The sequence below is a fragment of the Streptomyces sp. NPDC005808 genome, from assembly GCF_042871385.1.
Classification (GTDB): Bacteria; Actinomycetota; Actinomycetes; order Streptomycetales; family Streptomycetaceae; genus Streptomyces.
In genome coordinates this window covers 52,441-66,544 of sequence record NZ_JBIAIK010000025.1, presented here as the reverse complement: position 1 = coordinate 66,544, position 14,104 = coordinate 52,441, and the positions used below count along the sequence as shown (strand labels likewise).

The following is a 14,104-nucleotide window of genomic DNA, read 5'->3' as shown; positions in this document are numbered from 1 at the left end:
GGACGTCATGACGGACCATGCCGAGAAGTACGTCGCCGCAATCGACCAGGGCACCACATCGAGCCGCTGCATCATCTTCGACCACGGCGGCGCGATCGTCGCCGTCGACCAGCGCGAACACCGCCAGATCTTTCCCAAGCCGGGCTGGGTGGAACACGACGCCACCGAGATCTGGTCGAAGGTACAGGCGGTGGTCGCCGGCGCGATCGCCAAGGCCGGGCTCCGCGCGGAGCAGTTGAGCGCGCTCGGGATCACCAACCAGCGTGAGACGACGGTCCTTTGGGACCGCGCCACGGGAAAGCCCGTGCACAACGCGATCGTCTGGCAGGACACCCGTACGTCCGCCCTCTGCAACGAACTGGGCGGCTCGGACGGGCAGGACCGCTTCCGCGAGCAGACCGGACTGCCGCTGGCCAGCTACTTCTCCGGGCCCAAGGCTGCCTGGCTCCTCGACAACGTTCCGGGCCTGCGCACGCGTGCCGAGCGCGGTGAGATCGCCTTCGGCACCATCGACTCGTGGCTGATCTGGAACCTGACGGGCGGCACGGACGGCGGGCGGCACGTCACGGACGTGACCAACGCCGGGCGCACCATGCTCATGAACCTGGAGACGCTCCAGTGGGACCAGTCCATCCTCTCCGCGATGAACGTCCCCGCGGCGATCCTCCCGGAGATCAGGTCCTCCGCCGAGGTGTACGGCCCCGCTGTGGGCCAACTCGGGGGCGTCCCCGTGGCGTCGGCGCTCGGCGACCAGCAGGCGGCGGTGTTCGGGCAGGCCTGCTACGACGTGGGCACGGCGAAGAACACGTACGGGACGGGCAGTTTCCTGTTGCTCAACACCGGGAACCGGCCCGTTCCTTCCAAGAACGGACTGTTGACCACCATGGGGTACAAGATCGGCACCGAGGCGCCGGTCTACTGCCTCGAAGGGTCGATCGCCATCACCGGCGCCCTGGTGCAGTGGTTCCGCGACCAGCTCGGCATCATCCGCAGCGCCGACGAGATCGAGACACTGGCGGCGAGCGTCGACGACAACGGCGGCGCGTACATCGTGCCCGCGTTCTCCGGACTGTTCGCGCCCTACTGGCGTTCCGACGCGCGCGGGGTCGTGACCGGGCTGACGCGGTACGTCACGAAGGCGCACCTGGCGCGCGCGGTCCTGGAGGCGACCAGTTGGCAGACGCGCGAGGTGGTCGACGCCATGTACCAGGACTCCGGGGTGCAGATCACCACCCTGAAGGTGGACGGTGGCATGACCAAGAACAATCTGCTGATGCAGCACCAGGCGGATGTCCTCGGGGTGCCGGTGATCCGCCCGAAGGTCTCCGAAACAACCTGTCTGGGGGCCGCCTACGCGGCCGGTCTCGCCACCGGCGTCTGGAACGACCTCGACGAGCTCAAGTCGCACTGGCAGAAGGACATCGAGTGGACTCCGGCCATGGAGCCCTCCGTGCGTGACCGCGAGTACCACAACTGGCACAAAGCGGTGGAGAAGAGCTTCGGCTGGCACGAGGAGGGCCTGAGCTGAAACAGGGTCTACGCGCGCGTGCGTTTCATGCAAGCCACGCGCGCGTGCACGAGTACGGCCCGTACCCCGGTCGGCGAGGGTACGGGCCGTACTCGCGGGCAGCCGACAGAAGGCAGGTGCCGTACGTCAGGTCGTCGTGACAGGTTGGCGCTGTTCGGACGCGGAGGCCAGGGCGTGCTCGACGACGCCGATGAGTACTTCCTTGGCCGAGTCGCGTTCCCGCGCGTCGCAGAGGACGACGGGCACGTCAGGGTCGAGGTCGAGTGCCTGACGAACGGTTTCGGCAGGGTAGCGGGCAGCGTCCTCGAAGCAGTTGACGCCGACCACGAAGGGTATGGACCGCCGCTCGAAGTAGTCGACGGCGGCGAAGCAGTCCTCCAGCCGGCGGGTGTCGGCGAGCACGACGGCACCCAGCGAGCCGGTGGCGAGCTCGTCCCACAGAAACCAGAAGCGATCCTGCCCGGGGGTTCCGAAGAGGTAGAGCACCAGATCCTCGCGGAGTGTGATGCGGCCGAAGTCCATGGCGACGGTGGTGGTGTGCTTGCCCTCCACGCCGCTGGTGTCGTCCACGGGACGGCCCGCCTCGGTGAGCACCTCCTCGGTGCGCAGTGGTTTGATCTCGCTGACCGCGCCGACGAGGGTCGTCTTGCCCACGCCGAATCCGCCGGCCACGAGGATCTTGAGCGTGACGGGCTCGACCGGAGGCTTTCCGCGCTCAGAACGCCCGAAGATCATCGATCTCTTCTCCTGCTTGATGGGGGTCGTGCGGCGGTGGGCCGTAGCCTCCGCCGCCGGGGGTTTCGATGACGAGTACGTCGTCGGGGCCGACGTCGGCCGCATCACTTCCGCCGAGTTCGCTGACCGTGCCGTCCGCGCGCTCCACCCTGTTGGCACCGAGCGCCCCGGGTTCGCCGCCCGCCATGCCGTAGGGCGGCACCCTGCGGTGTTGGGAGAGCGTGGAGACGGTCATGGGCTCGCGGAACCGGATACGGCGCACGGCGCCGTCCCCGCCGCTCCAGCGCCCCGCGCCGCCGCTTCCGTGGCGGACGGCGAACTCGTCGAGCTGTACAGGCAGTCGCCACTCGAGGACCTCTGGGTCGGTGAGCCGCGAGTTGGTCATGTGGGTCTGGACGACGGACGCGCCCGGGAAGCCGTCGCCCGCGCCGGATCCGGAGGCCACGGTCTCGTAGTACTGGTACCGCTCGTTGCCGAAGGTGACGTTGTTCATGGTGCCCGATCCCTCGGCCTGCACGCCCAGTGCTCCGTAGAGGGCTCCGGTGATCGCCTGGGACGTCTCGACGTTGCCCGCGACGACGGCTGCCGGAGGCTCGGGCGCGAGCATCGAGCCCGGCGGCACCACGATGTCGAGGGGGCGCAGACAGCCGTCGTTGAGCGGGATGTCGTCGTCGACCAGGGTGCGGAAGACGTACAGGACGGCCGCGTTGACCACCGCGAAGGGAGCGTTGAAGTTCGTGGTGAGCTGCGGGGACGTACCGGTGAAGTCGACGGTGGCAGAGCGTTTTTGATGATCTACGGAGACGCGGACCCGGATGACGGCTCCGGAGTCGGTTTCGTACGTGAACTCGCCGTCGTTCAGGGTGTCGATGACGCGCCGTACCGCTTCTTCGGCGTTGTCCTGGACGTGCTTCATGTACGCCTGTACGACTTCGAGGCCGAAGTTGTCGATCATGCGGGCGACTTCGTCGACGCCCTTCTGGTTGGCGGCGATCTGGGCGCGCAGATCGGCGAGGTTGGTCTTCGGGTTGCGCGACGGGTAGGGCGCACTGGTGAGCAGGGAAAGGGTCTCGGCTTCGCGGAATCGGCCGTTCTGGGCGAGCAGCCAGTTGTCGAAGAGGATGCCCTCCTCGTCGATGGTGCGGCTGTTGGCGGGCATGGAGCCCGGGGCGATGCCGCCGATCTCGGCGTGGTGGCCGCGCGAGGCGACGTAGAAGAGGATCTGTTCACTCTCCGTGTCGAAGACCGGGGTGATCACGGTGACGTCGGGGAGGTGGGTGCCGCCGTGGTAGGGATCGTTGACCGCGTAGGTGTCCCCGGGGCGCATCCCCTCTCCGCGTCGCCGGATGACCTCCTTGACGCTGGTGCCCATCGATCCCAAGTGCACTGGAATATGGGGGGCGTTGGCGACCAGGCTGCCGTCAGGGTCGAAGAGGGCGCAGGAGAAGTCGAGGCGCTCCTTGATGTTGACCGACTGGGCGGTGGACTCCAGGCGGGCGCCCATCTGCTCGGCGATGGACATGAAGAGGTTGTTGAAGACCTCAAGGAGGACTGGGTCCGCTTCCGTGCCGAGATCGGAACTCTGCGTAATCGCCGCGCGTTCCATGACCAGATGCCCGTCGTCGGTCGTCGCGGCCTGCCAGCCGTCGTCGACGACGGTCGTCGAGCCGGCCTCGGTGATGATCGCGGGTCCGGTGACCGTGTGACCGGGAGGCAGTTCCTCGCGGCGGAGCAGGGGGACGTCACGCCAGGCGCCGCCCGTGTGGAGGCCGGCTGTCTCCGGCGCGGCGGAGCGGTTTGCGAAGAGGGCGAGGGCGGAGAGATCGGGGGGTTCGGTGAGACCGGTGGCTTCTACGGAGAGGGCTTCGACGACGACCGGACGGTCGAGGGTGAAGGAGTAGGTGGCACGATGGCGTTCTTCGAAAGCGCGGGTCATGGTGTCGGGCTCGGTGAGCTCGATGGTGAGTGCCGTATCCGTGCCGTCGTAGCGGAGTTGAGCGCGGCGGGTGACCCGGATGCGGTCCTCGGGCACCTCCTCGGCGAGGAGTTCGGCGCGGGCGGCGCCTTCCAGGTCTTCCGCGGTCTTCAGGACGCCGGGCATCGTGGAGGCGTCCAGTGGCACCTCGACGGACTGTTCGCGCATGGCCGTCGTATCGGCGAGACCGATCCCGAGAGCGGACAGCACGCCGGCCATGGGCGGCACGAGGACGGTGCGGATGCCGAGCGAGTCCGCGACCATGCACGCGTGCTGGCCGCCCGCGCCGCCGAAGGTGGTCAGCGCGTACCGGGTGACGTCGTGGCCTTTCTGGACCGAGATCCGCTTCACGGCGTTGGCGATATTGGCCACGGCGATCTGGAGGTAGCCCTCGGCGACCTGCTCAGGGGTCCGGTCGTCGCCGGTCCGCTCCCGGATCTCGCGGGCGAGGGCGGCGAAGCGGTCGCGGACCAGGGCGTCGTCGAGCGGCTGGTCGCCGTCCGGGCCGAACACCCGTGGGAAGTGGGCGGGTTGGATTCGGCCGAGGGCGACATTGGCGTCGGTGACGGTGAGCGGGCCGCCGCCTCGGTAGCAGGCGGGTCCGGGTTCGGCGCCGGCCGAGTCGGGGCCCACGCGGTAGCGGGAGCCGTCGAAATGGAGCAGCGAGCCACCTCCCGCGGCGACGGTGTGGATGTCCAGCATGGGCGAGCGCAGCCGGACACCGGCGATCCGGGTGGTGAAGACCCGCTCGTACTCGCCGGCGAAGTGGGAGACGTCCGTGGAGGTGCCGCCCATGTCGAAGCCGATGACACGGTCGAAGCCGGCGAGCTGCGACATCCGGGCCATACCGACGATGCCGCCCGCCGGACCGGACAGGATGGCGTCCTTGCCGCGGAACTGTCCTGCTTCGGCGAGACCTCCGTTGGACTGCATGAACATCAGGCGCACGCCCTGGAGTTCATCGGCGACGTGCTCGACGTAACGGCGCAGCACGGGCGACAGGTAGGCGTCGACCACGGCGGTGTCTCCGCGCGGGACGAGCTTCATCAGGGGGCTGACCTCGCTGGAGAGCGAGATCTGCGGGAAGCCGGTGCGGGCCGCCAGTTCACCGACGGCCTCTTCGTGGGCCGGATGGAGGTGGCTGTGCATGCAGACCACGGCGACGGCGCGGATACCGGCGTCGTACGCCTCCCGGAGGGGGCCGGCCAGGGCATCCAGGTCGGGGGCGCGCAGCACCGTGCCGTCGGCGGCGATTCGCTCGTCGACCTCGACGACACGCTCGTACAACAGTTCGGGCATGTCGATCGCGCGGGTGAAGATGCGTGGCCGGTTCTGGTACGCGATGCGCAGGGCGTCGCGGAAGCCGCGGGTGATGACCAAGAGGGTTCGCTCGCCCGTGCGCTCGAGCAGGGCGTTGGTGGCGACGGTGGTGCCCATGCGGACGGCATCGATCTCCGCGCCCTCTTCGAGGAGCTCCCGCACCCCCGCGACCGCGGCGTCGGCGTACTTGGCCGGGTTGTCGGACAGCAGTTTGTGCGTGAGCAGACTGCCATCGGGACGTCGCGCGACGACGTCGGTGAAAGTACCGCCCCGATCGACCCAGAACTGCCAGCCTGTCATGTCTGTTCCCCGCTTTCGCCCTGCTCAGAGCGCCCGGAGGCCGTTGATCACGTCGCGCAGAATACTCTCGTCCGGCAGCTCTGCGGGGGGTACCGGACGGGTCACGTGGACCATTTCCTCGTCCACGAGGTCCCCGATGAGGACCCGGACCACCCCGACGGGAAGGTCGAGTTCCGCGGCGAGCTCGGCGACCGACTGAGGCGCGTCGCGGCAGAGTTCGACGATGTCCACGTGCTCCGGGGACAGCGTCTGGTCCGCCTCGGGATCGTCGGCGTACGACTCCGCCACGACCACCGCGATCAGGTCGAGGCGGTGTTGGGCCGTACTGGTGGTGCGGCCGCGTGTCATCGCGTACGGCCGGACCACCGGTCCGGCCTCGTCGTCGAACCAGTGGGGTCTGCTCCGGCTGTCTCCGCTCACGCTGACACCCATGTCATCCCACTACCCACCGGAGGGCGGGTCGGTGCGGGGAGCGGCGGCCAGATGTACGCCGACCCGCTTGACCAGGAGCGTCATTTCGTACGCCACCTGCCCGACGTCCGAGTCGGCGTCCGACAGGACGGCCAGACAGCTGCCGTCGCCCGCCGCCGTGACGAACAGGAAGGCCTCGTCCAGTTCCACGACGGTCTGGCGGACGCTGCCCGCCTCGAAATGGCGGCCCACGCCCTTGGCAAGGCTGTGGAAGCCGGAGGCGACGGCGGCCAGGTGCTCACTGTCCTCCCGGGACAGGTCCTTCGAGACGCCTATGGGCAGGCCGTCGCCGGAGAGCACGACCGCCTGGCGGATGCTGGCGACGCGGTCCACCAGGTCGTCGAGGAGCCAGTTCAGCTCCCCCGACACCTTGCTGATCGCGGTGGGCCCTGTCGCCTTCGGTGCGGTCATCAACCGTCCCCCTTTGTCGTTCCTGGTGCTGTGCCGTCGTGGGGCTCGTCGCCCGCGGCATTCTCCTCACGGCCACGCTGCCAGCCGCGCTGGAGCGAGGCCATCCGGCTGCGTACCTCGTCGGCGTCGCGTTCGGCCGGGTCCGCGCCGTTGCCCGCGCCACTTTTGTCCTGCTCGGTGCGCCGCTCGAGGTCGTTCTTCAGTTGGGGGGCCAGATTGGCCTGCCGGACGCGGCGGGGCAGTGGGCCCACGCCCGATTCCTCTGCTGCCGTCGGGGCCTCGGGGCGCGGGGTGGTCTCGCCCGCGCCGAGCGACGGCGCGGTGCGGCGACTGCGCTGGGGAAGGGCAGGTGCCTCTCGCGGCTCGGTGGCCCCCGGAAACTCGCGAGCCCGTCGAATGCCGGACTCGCGCCGCCCGAGGGCCCTGCTGAGATCTATGGAATCCGAGAACTCGGCATTGTCCAGCTCCGGGGTCCCGGGGCTCCCGTCCCCACGCCGCGCCGCGGTCTCGGTGTGTGCGCCGCGCCATCCGGCCGCGAGCGGTTGCATGCCGTCGGTCTCCGCCACACCGGGCCGGTTTCCAGGCTCCGGGCCCTCCGTGTGGTCCGGACCGGCCAGCGGCTCGAAGTCCGCCGCGGCGGCCCCCTCGTCCGTCCCGCCGCGGCGGGACCGCGTCTGGGTCACCGGTCGGCCGTGCGAGCTGACCAGCTTGGGCGTCCTGCGCCGGGGCAGCGGGACGGGCCCGTCCGGCTGGTCGTTGTCGCCGGACCGGGCGGGCTCGCCCCGGCTGTCGCGGGTCTGCTGGTGCTGCTCGCCCGGGACCCCGGTGATGGAGCGGCGCGGCCTGAACAGACCGCCGCGTTCGGTGTCGTCGTCGGCGAGGGCGCCGGGGAAGCCGCTGAGGGTGTCCAGATCGACCGGGGCTTCCAGCTCTACGGGCCCGTCCAGAATGGAGGCGGGCAGACCCGGGATCTGGAGTGGCGTCTGGGAGAACGCGGCCTTGCGATCCGCTTCGGCCTCGCTCTCCCGCCTGGGCAGCGCACGGTCGAGGCGGAAGCCGACGCCATTGGTGTCCGGGACCTCATCGGTGAGCAGCGCGTCGGGGATGAAGACGACCGCGGTGGTACCGCCGTACGGGGACGGCTGGAGGGAGACGCGGACGTTCTGCCGCTGTGCGAGGCGACTGACCACGAAGAGCCCGAGCCGGTCGGTGTCGGACAGCTCGAACTCCGGGGTCTCGGCGAGCCGCAGATTGGCGTCGAGGAGCGCCTCGGCCGCCATACCCAGGCCGCGGTCGTGGATCTCCAGAGTGAAACCGTTGGCGACGCGTTCACCGTGGACGTGCACGGCGGTGTGCGGGGGCGAGAACACCGTGGCGTTCTCGAGGAGTTCGGCGACGAGGTGCGTCAGGTCGGCAACAGCCGGCCCGGTGGCGGCGACACGCGGCAGGCGGCGTACTTCGATGCGCTCGTAGTCCTCGACCTCGGCGACCGCGGCGCGGACGATGTCCATGAGCTGGACCGGCTTGCGCCACTGCCGGGACGGGGCGGCCCCGGAGAGGATGACCAGGCCCTCGGCGTGGCGGCGCATCCGGGTCGTCAGGTGGTCGAGGCGGAACAGGTCGGCGAGTTCGTCGGTGTCGTCGGTCCTGCGCTCCATGGTGTCGAGCAGGGTGAGCTGCTTGTGGAGCAGGACCTGGCTGCGGCGGGCGAGGTTGACGAAGACCTCGGAGACGCCGTCGCGCAGTTCGGACTGTTTGACGGCGGCCTCGACGGCGGCGCGCTGAAGGGTGTTGAGTGCCTGGCCGACCTCGCCGATCTCGTTCCGGTCGTACTCCAGGCGCGGAACCTCGGTCTCGACGTCGACCACTTCGCCCGCGGACAGGCGGCGCATGACGCTGGGCAGCCGGACACCGGATGCCTCGTGGGCTTCGAGGCGCAGCCGGCTCAGGTCGCGGATGAGGCCGCGGCCGATGCGTACGGACATGAAGAGCGAGAACAGCAGGGCGGCGAGCCCGAGGACACCGGCGATGACCGCCTTGAGGATGACACCTACCACGACCGGCTGGACCCGGTCCTGGAATCGGTCGGCCGCCTGGTCGTTGAGCGTGCCCAGCTCGTCGAGGACATGCCCGGCCGCGTTGTCCCACTGCTTCGCGGTGACGCCGCTGGGCGAGTCGGCCTCGGAGGTCACAACAGCCTGCTCGGCCACCCGCAGAGGCGCGGTGTCGGCGTTCTTCCAGTAACGCTCGAAGCGCTCGCGGTCCGAGGAGGGCAGCAGCGGCAGGCTCATCTCGTACATCAGTGCGCGCTGGGCCATGAGATCGGACGCGTCACGGATCTCGTCCTTGGTGATGCGGCCCGCGACCAGCGCGGAGCCGAGGAGGGCGTCCTCACGGGAGAGGAACTCACGGGCCCGGGCGAGGTTGACCAGTGCGCGGCCCTGCTTGTCCATCTCCACGTTGTCGAGCAGATGGATGTTGGTCATCAGGACATAGCAGGGGTCGACCAGACGGTTGTAGAGGTCCAGGGACTGGGACCGGTTGACCGTGCCCTCCTCGACGCTCTGGCGCAGCGAGTCGAGGCCGTCGAACGTCTCCAGGATGGTGGTGAGGCGCTCGGAGGGGATCTCACCCATGTGCTCGCGCACGTCCTCGTCCTTGGCGTTCGTACGGACCTTCGCCACGGCGTCGTCGGTGGCGGCGCGGCTGCGCTTGAGCGCCGCGAGGGCGTCGGAGGCGCGGGGATCGGCCAGATAGACCAGAGTCTGCCGACGCTCCTGCTGAAGGAGGCGGACAGCATCCTCGGTGGGGTAGCCGATCTTCTCCACGACGTCCGACATGTTGAACAGGTTGTTGGCCTCGCGTCCGGTGAGCACCGTCGCGAACGCCCAGATGGCCGTCAGGGACACCAGCGGCACCAGGAGCAGCGCCACGATCTTCCGGCGGATCGACTTCCCGCGAAAGCGCATGGCCTCCCCCAGCTCGACCCCCTCCGGCCCGGGGGTACGCATGTGCGTCAACAAACGGCGTGAGCCTACTACCGACCCACAAGGAACTCGAAGACCCGTCCGGGAGCAGACGTCCCATTTGGGGAACGAAACATGGGGAGTTGTCCGTTCATTGAGGGAGATTGCCTCCCGGAATCCGGCAATGGCGCCGGATCACATCGGAGCGGTGAACTCCGTCAGTTGGCCGGAATTCTTCGCTTCCAGGGAATCTTCGAGGCGCGTTGTTCGTCTTTCTGTACGGGAGATGGGTGCGGAATGGGCCACAGGAGCCCCATGCCGCGCCCAGGCGGCGTAATACAGCGCAAGCCGGGCAGCCAAAGGGGAGCCGGGGTCGTCTGACACCGGTGCGACAGGTCTGCTGGGCGGTGGGGAGTGACGAGTTGATGGGCACGGCGGAGCGGAGCGGGGCGCCGGGGATCAGCGTTGCGGAGCCCGGGGCGGCACAACGAGCCACGCAGGCACCGGATCGCGGCCCTCGGGCAAACGGGCACGATCGGTTGGACGAGCAACACGGGGCGACGGGCGGGTACATCGTGGACGGGCAGGGCGTTGCCGTGGCTGCGCGCAGACATTCGGACGGACCCGACACGACCTCGGAGAGGCGCAGCCGCACACAAGCGCGGGGCGGGACGACGGGCGGGTACGGCCCGGCGCGGAGCCGGGAGCAGGCGTCCGGCCCCGCCGAAGGGCAGGGCTTCGCGGCGGGAGGGGCGAGGGTCGCGGAAGCGCAGGGCCCCGCGGCGGAGGAGCACGAAGAGGAAGAGCGGGTGTACTACCGGCCGTTGTGGGTCGAAGAACCCGCCCGCAGGCGTCGGCTGCCCGATCCGGTGCGTACGGCTGCCGTACGAGCGCTGCTCATCGTCTCCGTGACCCTGATCCAGGCCATGGTGGCCTTCCTGTCCACGCTCGCGGGATCCTGGCTGGCCTTCCCGATGGTCCTCAGCAGTGTTGCCAGCACGGTGGTGGCCACCTGGGCCGCCCTCGACGTCTGGGTGACACGACAGGTGTGGAACCAGCGCCACGGAGTGGTCTCGGTACCGAGCAGCACCGCACGGGCATTGCGACGCGAGCGGCGCAGGGCCCGACGGCAGGCACGGACGGACGAGGGCGCCCAGGAGCGGATACGTCGCCAGGGCGGGGCCAGCCAGTTGTCGCACTCCTAGGCATCCTCGGGTGCCGCCAGTGACCCAGCGGCACCCGAGGCACCCGAGGATCACGTCCCCGTGTGTCTCCCCCACGTCTTGGCCCGCTGGGCGGATCCCCGACACGGGCCACCCCGCCCCAGGTCCACTGAAGGGTCAGAGCGTCACAGTGCCGCCGGCTCCACCGGATCTGCGCTGCGGGCGAGTTCACGACGTGCCCGCATGAACGGGCGTGGGCGGTCGACGGAGAGGACGGCTGTCGTACGGCCGGCGCGTTCATAGAGGGCCAGGAAGCCGCCCTCGGCCGGTGCGCCGTCCTCGATGGCCCCCTCGGCGATGCGGACGGCGTCGGCCTCGTGCCGCCGGCCCGCGAATTGGATGCGCGCCCCGTACTGATCGGACCAGAAATAGGGCAGGGGTCGCACGGTGTCCACGGTGCGTCCGGCGAGCAGGTTGCGTACGGCGACCCGCGGTTGTTCGGTGGCCGAGGTCCAGTGCTCGGCGCGGGCTCCACCGACGCGGGCGACGTCTCCGACGGCGACCACCTGAGGAAGCCCTGTCACGCAGCCGTCGTCACACAGCACGCCGTCGTCCAGAGCGAGCGTCGAACCCACGAGCCAGCCGGTATTGGGGGTGGCTCCGATGCCCACGATCACGACGTCCGCGGGAAGGGTCCGGCCGTCGGCGAGCCGCACGCCGGTGACGGTACGCCGCGGCTCGCGGTCCCCGGCGGCTTCCTGTCCGCCGGCGTGGCCATCGTGCGAGGTTGTGGCGCGGTCTCGCTGCGGGCGCGGGGCGCGGTCTTCGTGCGAGCCCGCGGTGCCGGTCCCCAGCAGGCCTGCCACACCGGTGCCGGCGATGAGGTCGACGCCGCCACGGAGGTGCAGCATGGCGCACACGGCGGCCATTTCGGGGCCGAGTTGGGGGACGAGGGGCAGCGGAGCGGCCTCGACGACCGTGACGTCGTGGCCGAGGGCGGCACACGAGGAGGCGGTTTCGGCGCCGATGAAACCGCCACCGATGACGACGACGTGGAGCGGGCCCCGGCTGAGTTCCGCACGCAGGGCGCGGGCGTCGTCGAGGGTGCGCAGGGTGTGGACGCCGGCGAGGTCGTCGCCCGGGAGGCGGCGGGCCGAGGCGCCGGTGGCGATGACCACGCCGTCGGTGGACACAGTGCGGCCGTCGTCGAGGAGGACGGTGCGACAGCGGGCGTCGAGGCCGCGCGCACGTACGCCGAGGAGCCACTCGGCGTCGAGTTCGGCGCTCTCCTCGTCGTCGGTGAGGGCGAGTTGGTCCTCGTCGGAGCGGCCGATGAGGAAGTCCTTGGACAAGGGCGGACGGTCGTACGGTCGGTGGGGCTCGTCCCCGACGATCACCAGCCGTCCGTCGAACCCTTGGGCCCGCAGTTCGCGGGCCGCGTACACCCCGGAGAGGGAGGCACCCACGACGGTCACGGTCCTCATGAAGCGCGCCTCCGGACCCGTACGACGGGCACGGTGCCGGATTCACCAGCAGTACGCCGAGACGGACGGTGCACGGCAAAAACAGCCCGCTCGTCGTCGGCAGTGATCTCATAGATCTCATACGTCATGCGGCGGTGCCCTCCTCCGCGGCCAGGTGGACGTGGATGACGCCGTCGTCGACGGTGACGCGGTGGGTCCGGACGGGGCGGCGTGCGGGCAGGCACGTCGGTTGCCCCGTGCGGAGATCGAATGAGGCGGCGTGCAGCGGGCATTCGACCAGACAGCCCTCCAGCCAGCCCTCGGAGAGGGAGGCGTCCTGGTGGGTGCAGGTGTCGTCGATGGCGTACAACTCGCCGTCGGCGTTGAACACGGCGATGGGCGGCGTGGCGTCGACACGGACGGATTCGCCTACGGGGAGGTCTTCGAGGCGGCAGACGGGAATCATGGGCCCCCCTCTCGGTCCGGACAGGTTGTCCGACCGCTCAGGTCCAGGCAGTCCGGGAACGAGCTGGCGGTGCTCGCCTTCGAGCCCTATCCGGTTCCGGACGCTTCGGTAACATGATGTTTCGTATGGCGCATGAGGGAGCGCTATGCGCAACAGAATCCGCGCGGGAGTCCCGTCACGTCAAGGGCTTCCCGCAGATGCGGCCCAAACCGGGCCGCCAGGTGGTGAGAGTTGAGCTATGACCCGCACTCAGAAGCAGGCTGAGCCGAACGAGGAGACCGAGGCCAACCACGCCAACGGAGCGACGGCGGAGAAGCAGAGCAGAGGGGCGGGCAGCGCAGTCCAGTCGGTGGACCGCGCCGTGAGCGTGCTGGAGATCCTCGCGCGGCTCGGCGAGGCGGGTGTCACCGAGATCGCCGACGAGCTGGAGGTGCACAAGTCCACCGCCTTCCGGCTGCTCGGCGTCCTGGAGAACCGCGGTCTGGTGGCGCAGGCCAAGGACCGCGGGAAGTACTACCTGGGGGCCGCCGTACTGCGCCTGGCGGGAGCGGCGGCGGTGCGGCTGGACATCTCCCAGGAGGGCGTTCCGGTCTGCCGTGAACTGGCCGACGAGTTGGGCGAGACCGTCAACATCGCGGTCCTGGACGACGACGCGGCGGTCAACATCATGCAGGCCCGCGGCGCCGCCTCCGTCACCGCTCAGAACTGGCTGGGCAGACGCACCCCCCTGCACGCCACTTCCAGCGGAAAGGTCCTCCTCGCACACCTTCCGCCCACGTTGCGCGAGGGCCTGCTCGCCCGCCCGCTGCGGCGATTCACCGAGCGCACCATCACCGGCACCGCCGCCCTGCGCTCCGAGCTGGAGGCGGTCGTCGAGCAGGGCTACGCCTACGCTCTCGAAGAGCTGGAACTGGGCCTCGCCGCTGTGGCCGCCCCGGTGCGCGCCCACGACGGCAAGGTCATCGGCGCGATCAGCACCTCCGGCCCGGTGTACCGGCTGGACTCGGACCGGCTGCCGGATCTCGCCAAGCGCACGGTCGCCGCCGCGGCCGATCTCTCGCGCCGGATGGGCTACGGCTTCTGACGGAAGCCGGGGCGGACGTCAGGCGGGCAGCGGACACCTGACGCGGCCGGAAACGGCTCCGTACAACCCGGTCGAGGGTGTGGCCGGGGGAACCCGCACCGAACGGGAAAAGAAGCGGGGGGGGGGGGGGCCCCCGGGCCCCCCCCCCCGGCGGGGGGGGGGGGGGGGGGGGCGCCCCCGCCGGGCGGGGGGGGGGCGGCCGCGCCCCCCCCCCGGCCCCAC

The 14,104-nt window shown here is 70.1% G+C and carries 10 protein-coding genes; 3 read left to right on the top strand and 7 right to left on the bottom strand.

The window, feature by feature from the left end:
* The first annotated feature begins 7 nt into the window (after positions 1–7).
* Positions 8–1,528 carry a glycerol kinase GlpK gene (glpK, locus tag ACFYPC_RS35270; protein WP_391891386.1) on the top strand — a complete coding sequence of 507 codons (1,521 nt, stop codon included), beginning with the start codon at positions 8–10 and terminating at the stop codon, positions 1,526–1,528.
* Positions 1,529–1,654: 126 nt separating this feature from the next.
* Here the strand turns inward: glpK and ACFYPC_RS35265 are convergent, their stop codons facing one another.
* Genes ACFYPC_RS35265 through ACFYPC_RS35245 form a run of 5 tightly spaced genes read right to left on the bottom strand, consistent with a single transcriptional unit; the run spans position 1,655 to position 9,709 of the window.
* Positions 1,655–2,263 carry an ATP/GTP-binding protein gene (locus ACFYPC_RS35265; RefSeq protein WP_391891385.1) on the bottom strand — a complete coding sequence of 203 codons (609 nt, stop codon included), beginning with the start codon at positions 2,261–2,263 and terminating at the stop codon, positions 1,655–1,657.
* Positions 2,244–5,858: a hydantoinase B/oxoprolinase family protein gene (locus ACFYPC_RS35260; RefSeq protein ID WP_391891383.1), complete on the bottom strand. Its 3,615-nt coding sequence runs from the start codon at positions 5,856–5,858 to the stop codon at positions 2,244–2,246. Before ACFYPC_RS35260 ends, ACFYPC_RS35265 begins: the two co-directional genes overlap by 20 nt.
* A 24-nt stretch (positions 5,859–5,882) precedes the next feature.
* Positions 5,883–6,290, bottom strand: coding sequence for a DUF742 domain-containing protein (locus ACFYPC_RS35255; protein ID WP_391891381.1), 408 nt, complete (start codon positions 6,288–6,290; stop codon positions 5,883–5,885).
* Between the two features lie 9 nt (positions 6,291–6,299).
* Positions 6,300–6,740, bottom strand: coding sequence for a roadblock/LC7 domain-containing protein (locus ACFYPC_RS35250; RefSeq protein WP_391891379.1), 441 nt, complete (start codon positions 6,738–6,740; stop codon positions 6,300–6,302).
* Positions 6,740–9,709: a nitrate- and nitrite sensing domain-containing protein gene (locus ACFYPC_RS35245; protein WP_391891407.1), complete on the bottom strand. Its 2,970-nt coding sequence runs from the start codon at positions 9,707–9,709 to the stop codon at positions 6,740–6,742. The genes ACFYPC_RS35250 and ACFYPC_RS35245 overlap by 1 nt, the downstream gene beginning before the upstream one ends.
* A 536-nt stretch (positions 9,710–10,245) precedes the next feature.
* Here ACFYPC_RS35245 and ACFYPC_RS35240 point away from each other — a divergent pair.
* Positions 10,246–10,911 (top strand): hypothetical protein, encoded by a 666-nt coding sequence (locus ACFYPC_RS35240; protein ID WP_391891377.1) that lies wholly within the window; start codon positions 10,246–10,248, stop codon positions 10,909–10,911.
* A 143-nt stretch (positions 10,912–11,054) separates the two neighbouring features.
* Here ACFYPC_RS35240 and ACFYPC_RS35235 read toward each other — a convergent pair whose 3' ends face one another.
* Positions 11,055–12,353, bottom strand: coding sequence for an NAD(P)/FAD-dependent oxidoreductase (locus ACFYPC_RS35235; protein ID WP_391891375.1), 1,299 nt, complete (start codon positions 12,351–12,353; stop codon positions 11,055–11,057).
* 124 nt (positions 12,354–12,477) lie between these two features.
* A complete protein-coding gene (locus ACFYPC_RS35230; RefSeq protein ID WP_391891373.1) occupies positions 12,478–12,798 on the bottom strand; it encodes a bifunctional 3-phenylpropionate/cinnamic acid dioxygenase ferredoxin subunit in 321 nt (106 codons plus the stop codon).
* A 238-nt stretch (positions 12,799–13,036) separates the two neighbouring features.
* Here ACFYPC_RS35230 and ACFYPC_RS35225 point away from each other — a divergent pair, with 238 nt between their 5' ends.
* Positions 13,037–13,882 (top strand): IclR family transcriptional regulator, encoded by an 846-nt coding sequence (locus ACFYPC_RS35225; RefSeq protein ID WP_391891371.1) that lies wholly within the window; start codon positions 13,037–13,039, stop codon positions 13,880–13,882.
* Positions 13,883–14,104 lie beyond the last annotated feature (222 nt).

Bases quoted from the DNA above. Each gene is read 5' to 3' on its own strand.
- glpK (WP_391891386.1), top strand. From the start codon at position 8: ATGACGGACCATGCCGAGAAGTACGTCGCCGCAATCGACCAGGGCACC.
- ACFYPC_RS35265 (WP_391891385.1), bottom strand. From the start codon at position 2,263: ATGATCTTCGGGCGTTCTGAGCGCGGAAAGCCTCCGGTCGAGCCCGTC.
- ACFYPC_RS35260 (WP_391891383.1), bottom strand. From the start codon at position 5,858: ATGACAGGCTGGCAGTTCTGGGTCGATCGGGGCGGTACTTTCACCGAC.
- ACFYPC_RS35255 (WP_391891381.1), bottom strand. From the start codon at position 6,290: ATGGGTGTCAGCGTGAGCGGAGACAGCCGGAGCAGACCCCACTGGTTC.
- ACFYPC_RS35250 (WP_391891379.1), bottom strand. From the start codon at position 6,740: ATGACCGCACCGAAGGCGACAGGGCCCACCGCGATCAGCAAGGTGTCG.
- ACFYPC_RS35245 (WP_391891407.1), bottom strand. From the start codon at position 9,709: ATGCGCTTTCGCGGGAAGTCGATCCGCCGGAAGATCGTGGCGCTGCTC.
- ACFYPC_RS35235 (WP_391891375.1), bottom strand. From the start codon at position 12,353: ATGAGGACCGTGACCGTCGTGGGTGCCTCCCTCTCCGGGGTGTACGCG.
- ACFYPC_RS35230 (WP_391891373.1), bottom strand. From the start codon at position 12,798: ATGATTCCCGTCTGCCGCCTCGAAGACCTCCCCGTAGGCGAATCCGTC.
- ACFYPC_RS35225 (WP_391891371.1), top strand. From the start codon at position 13,037: ATGACCCGCACTCAGAAGCAGGCTGAGCCGAACGAGGAGACCGAGGCC.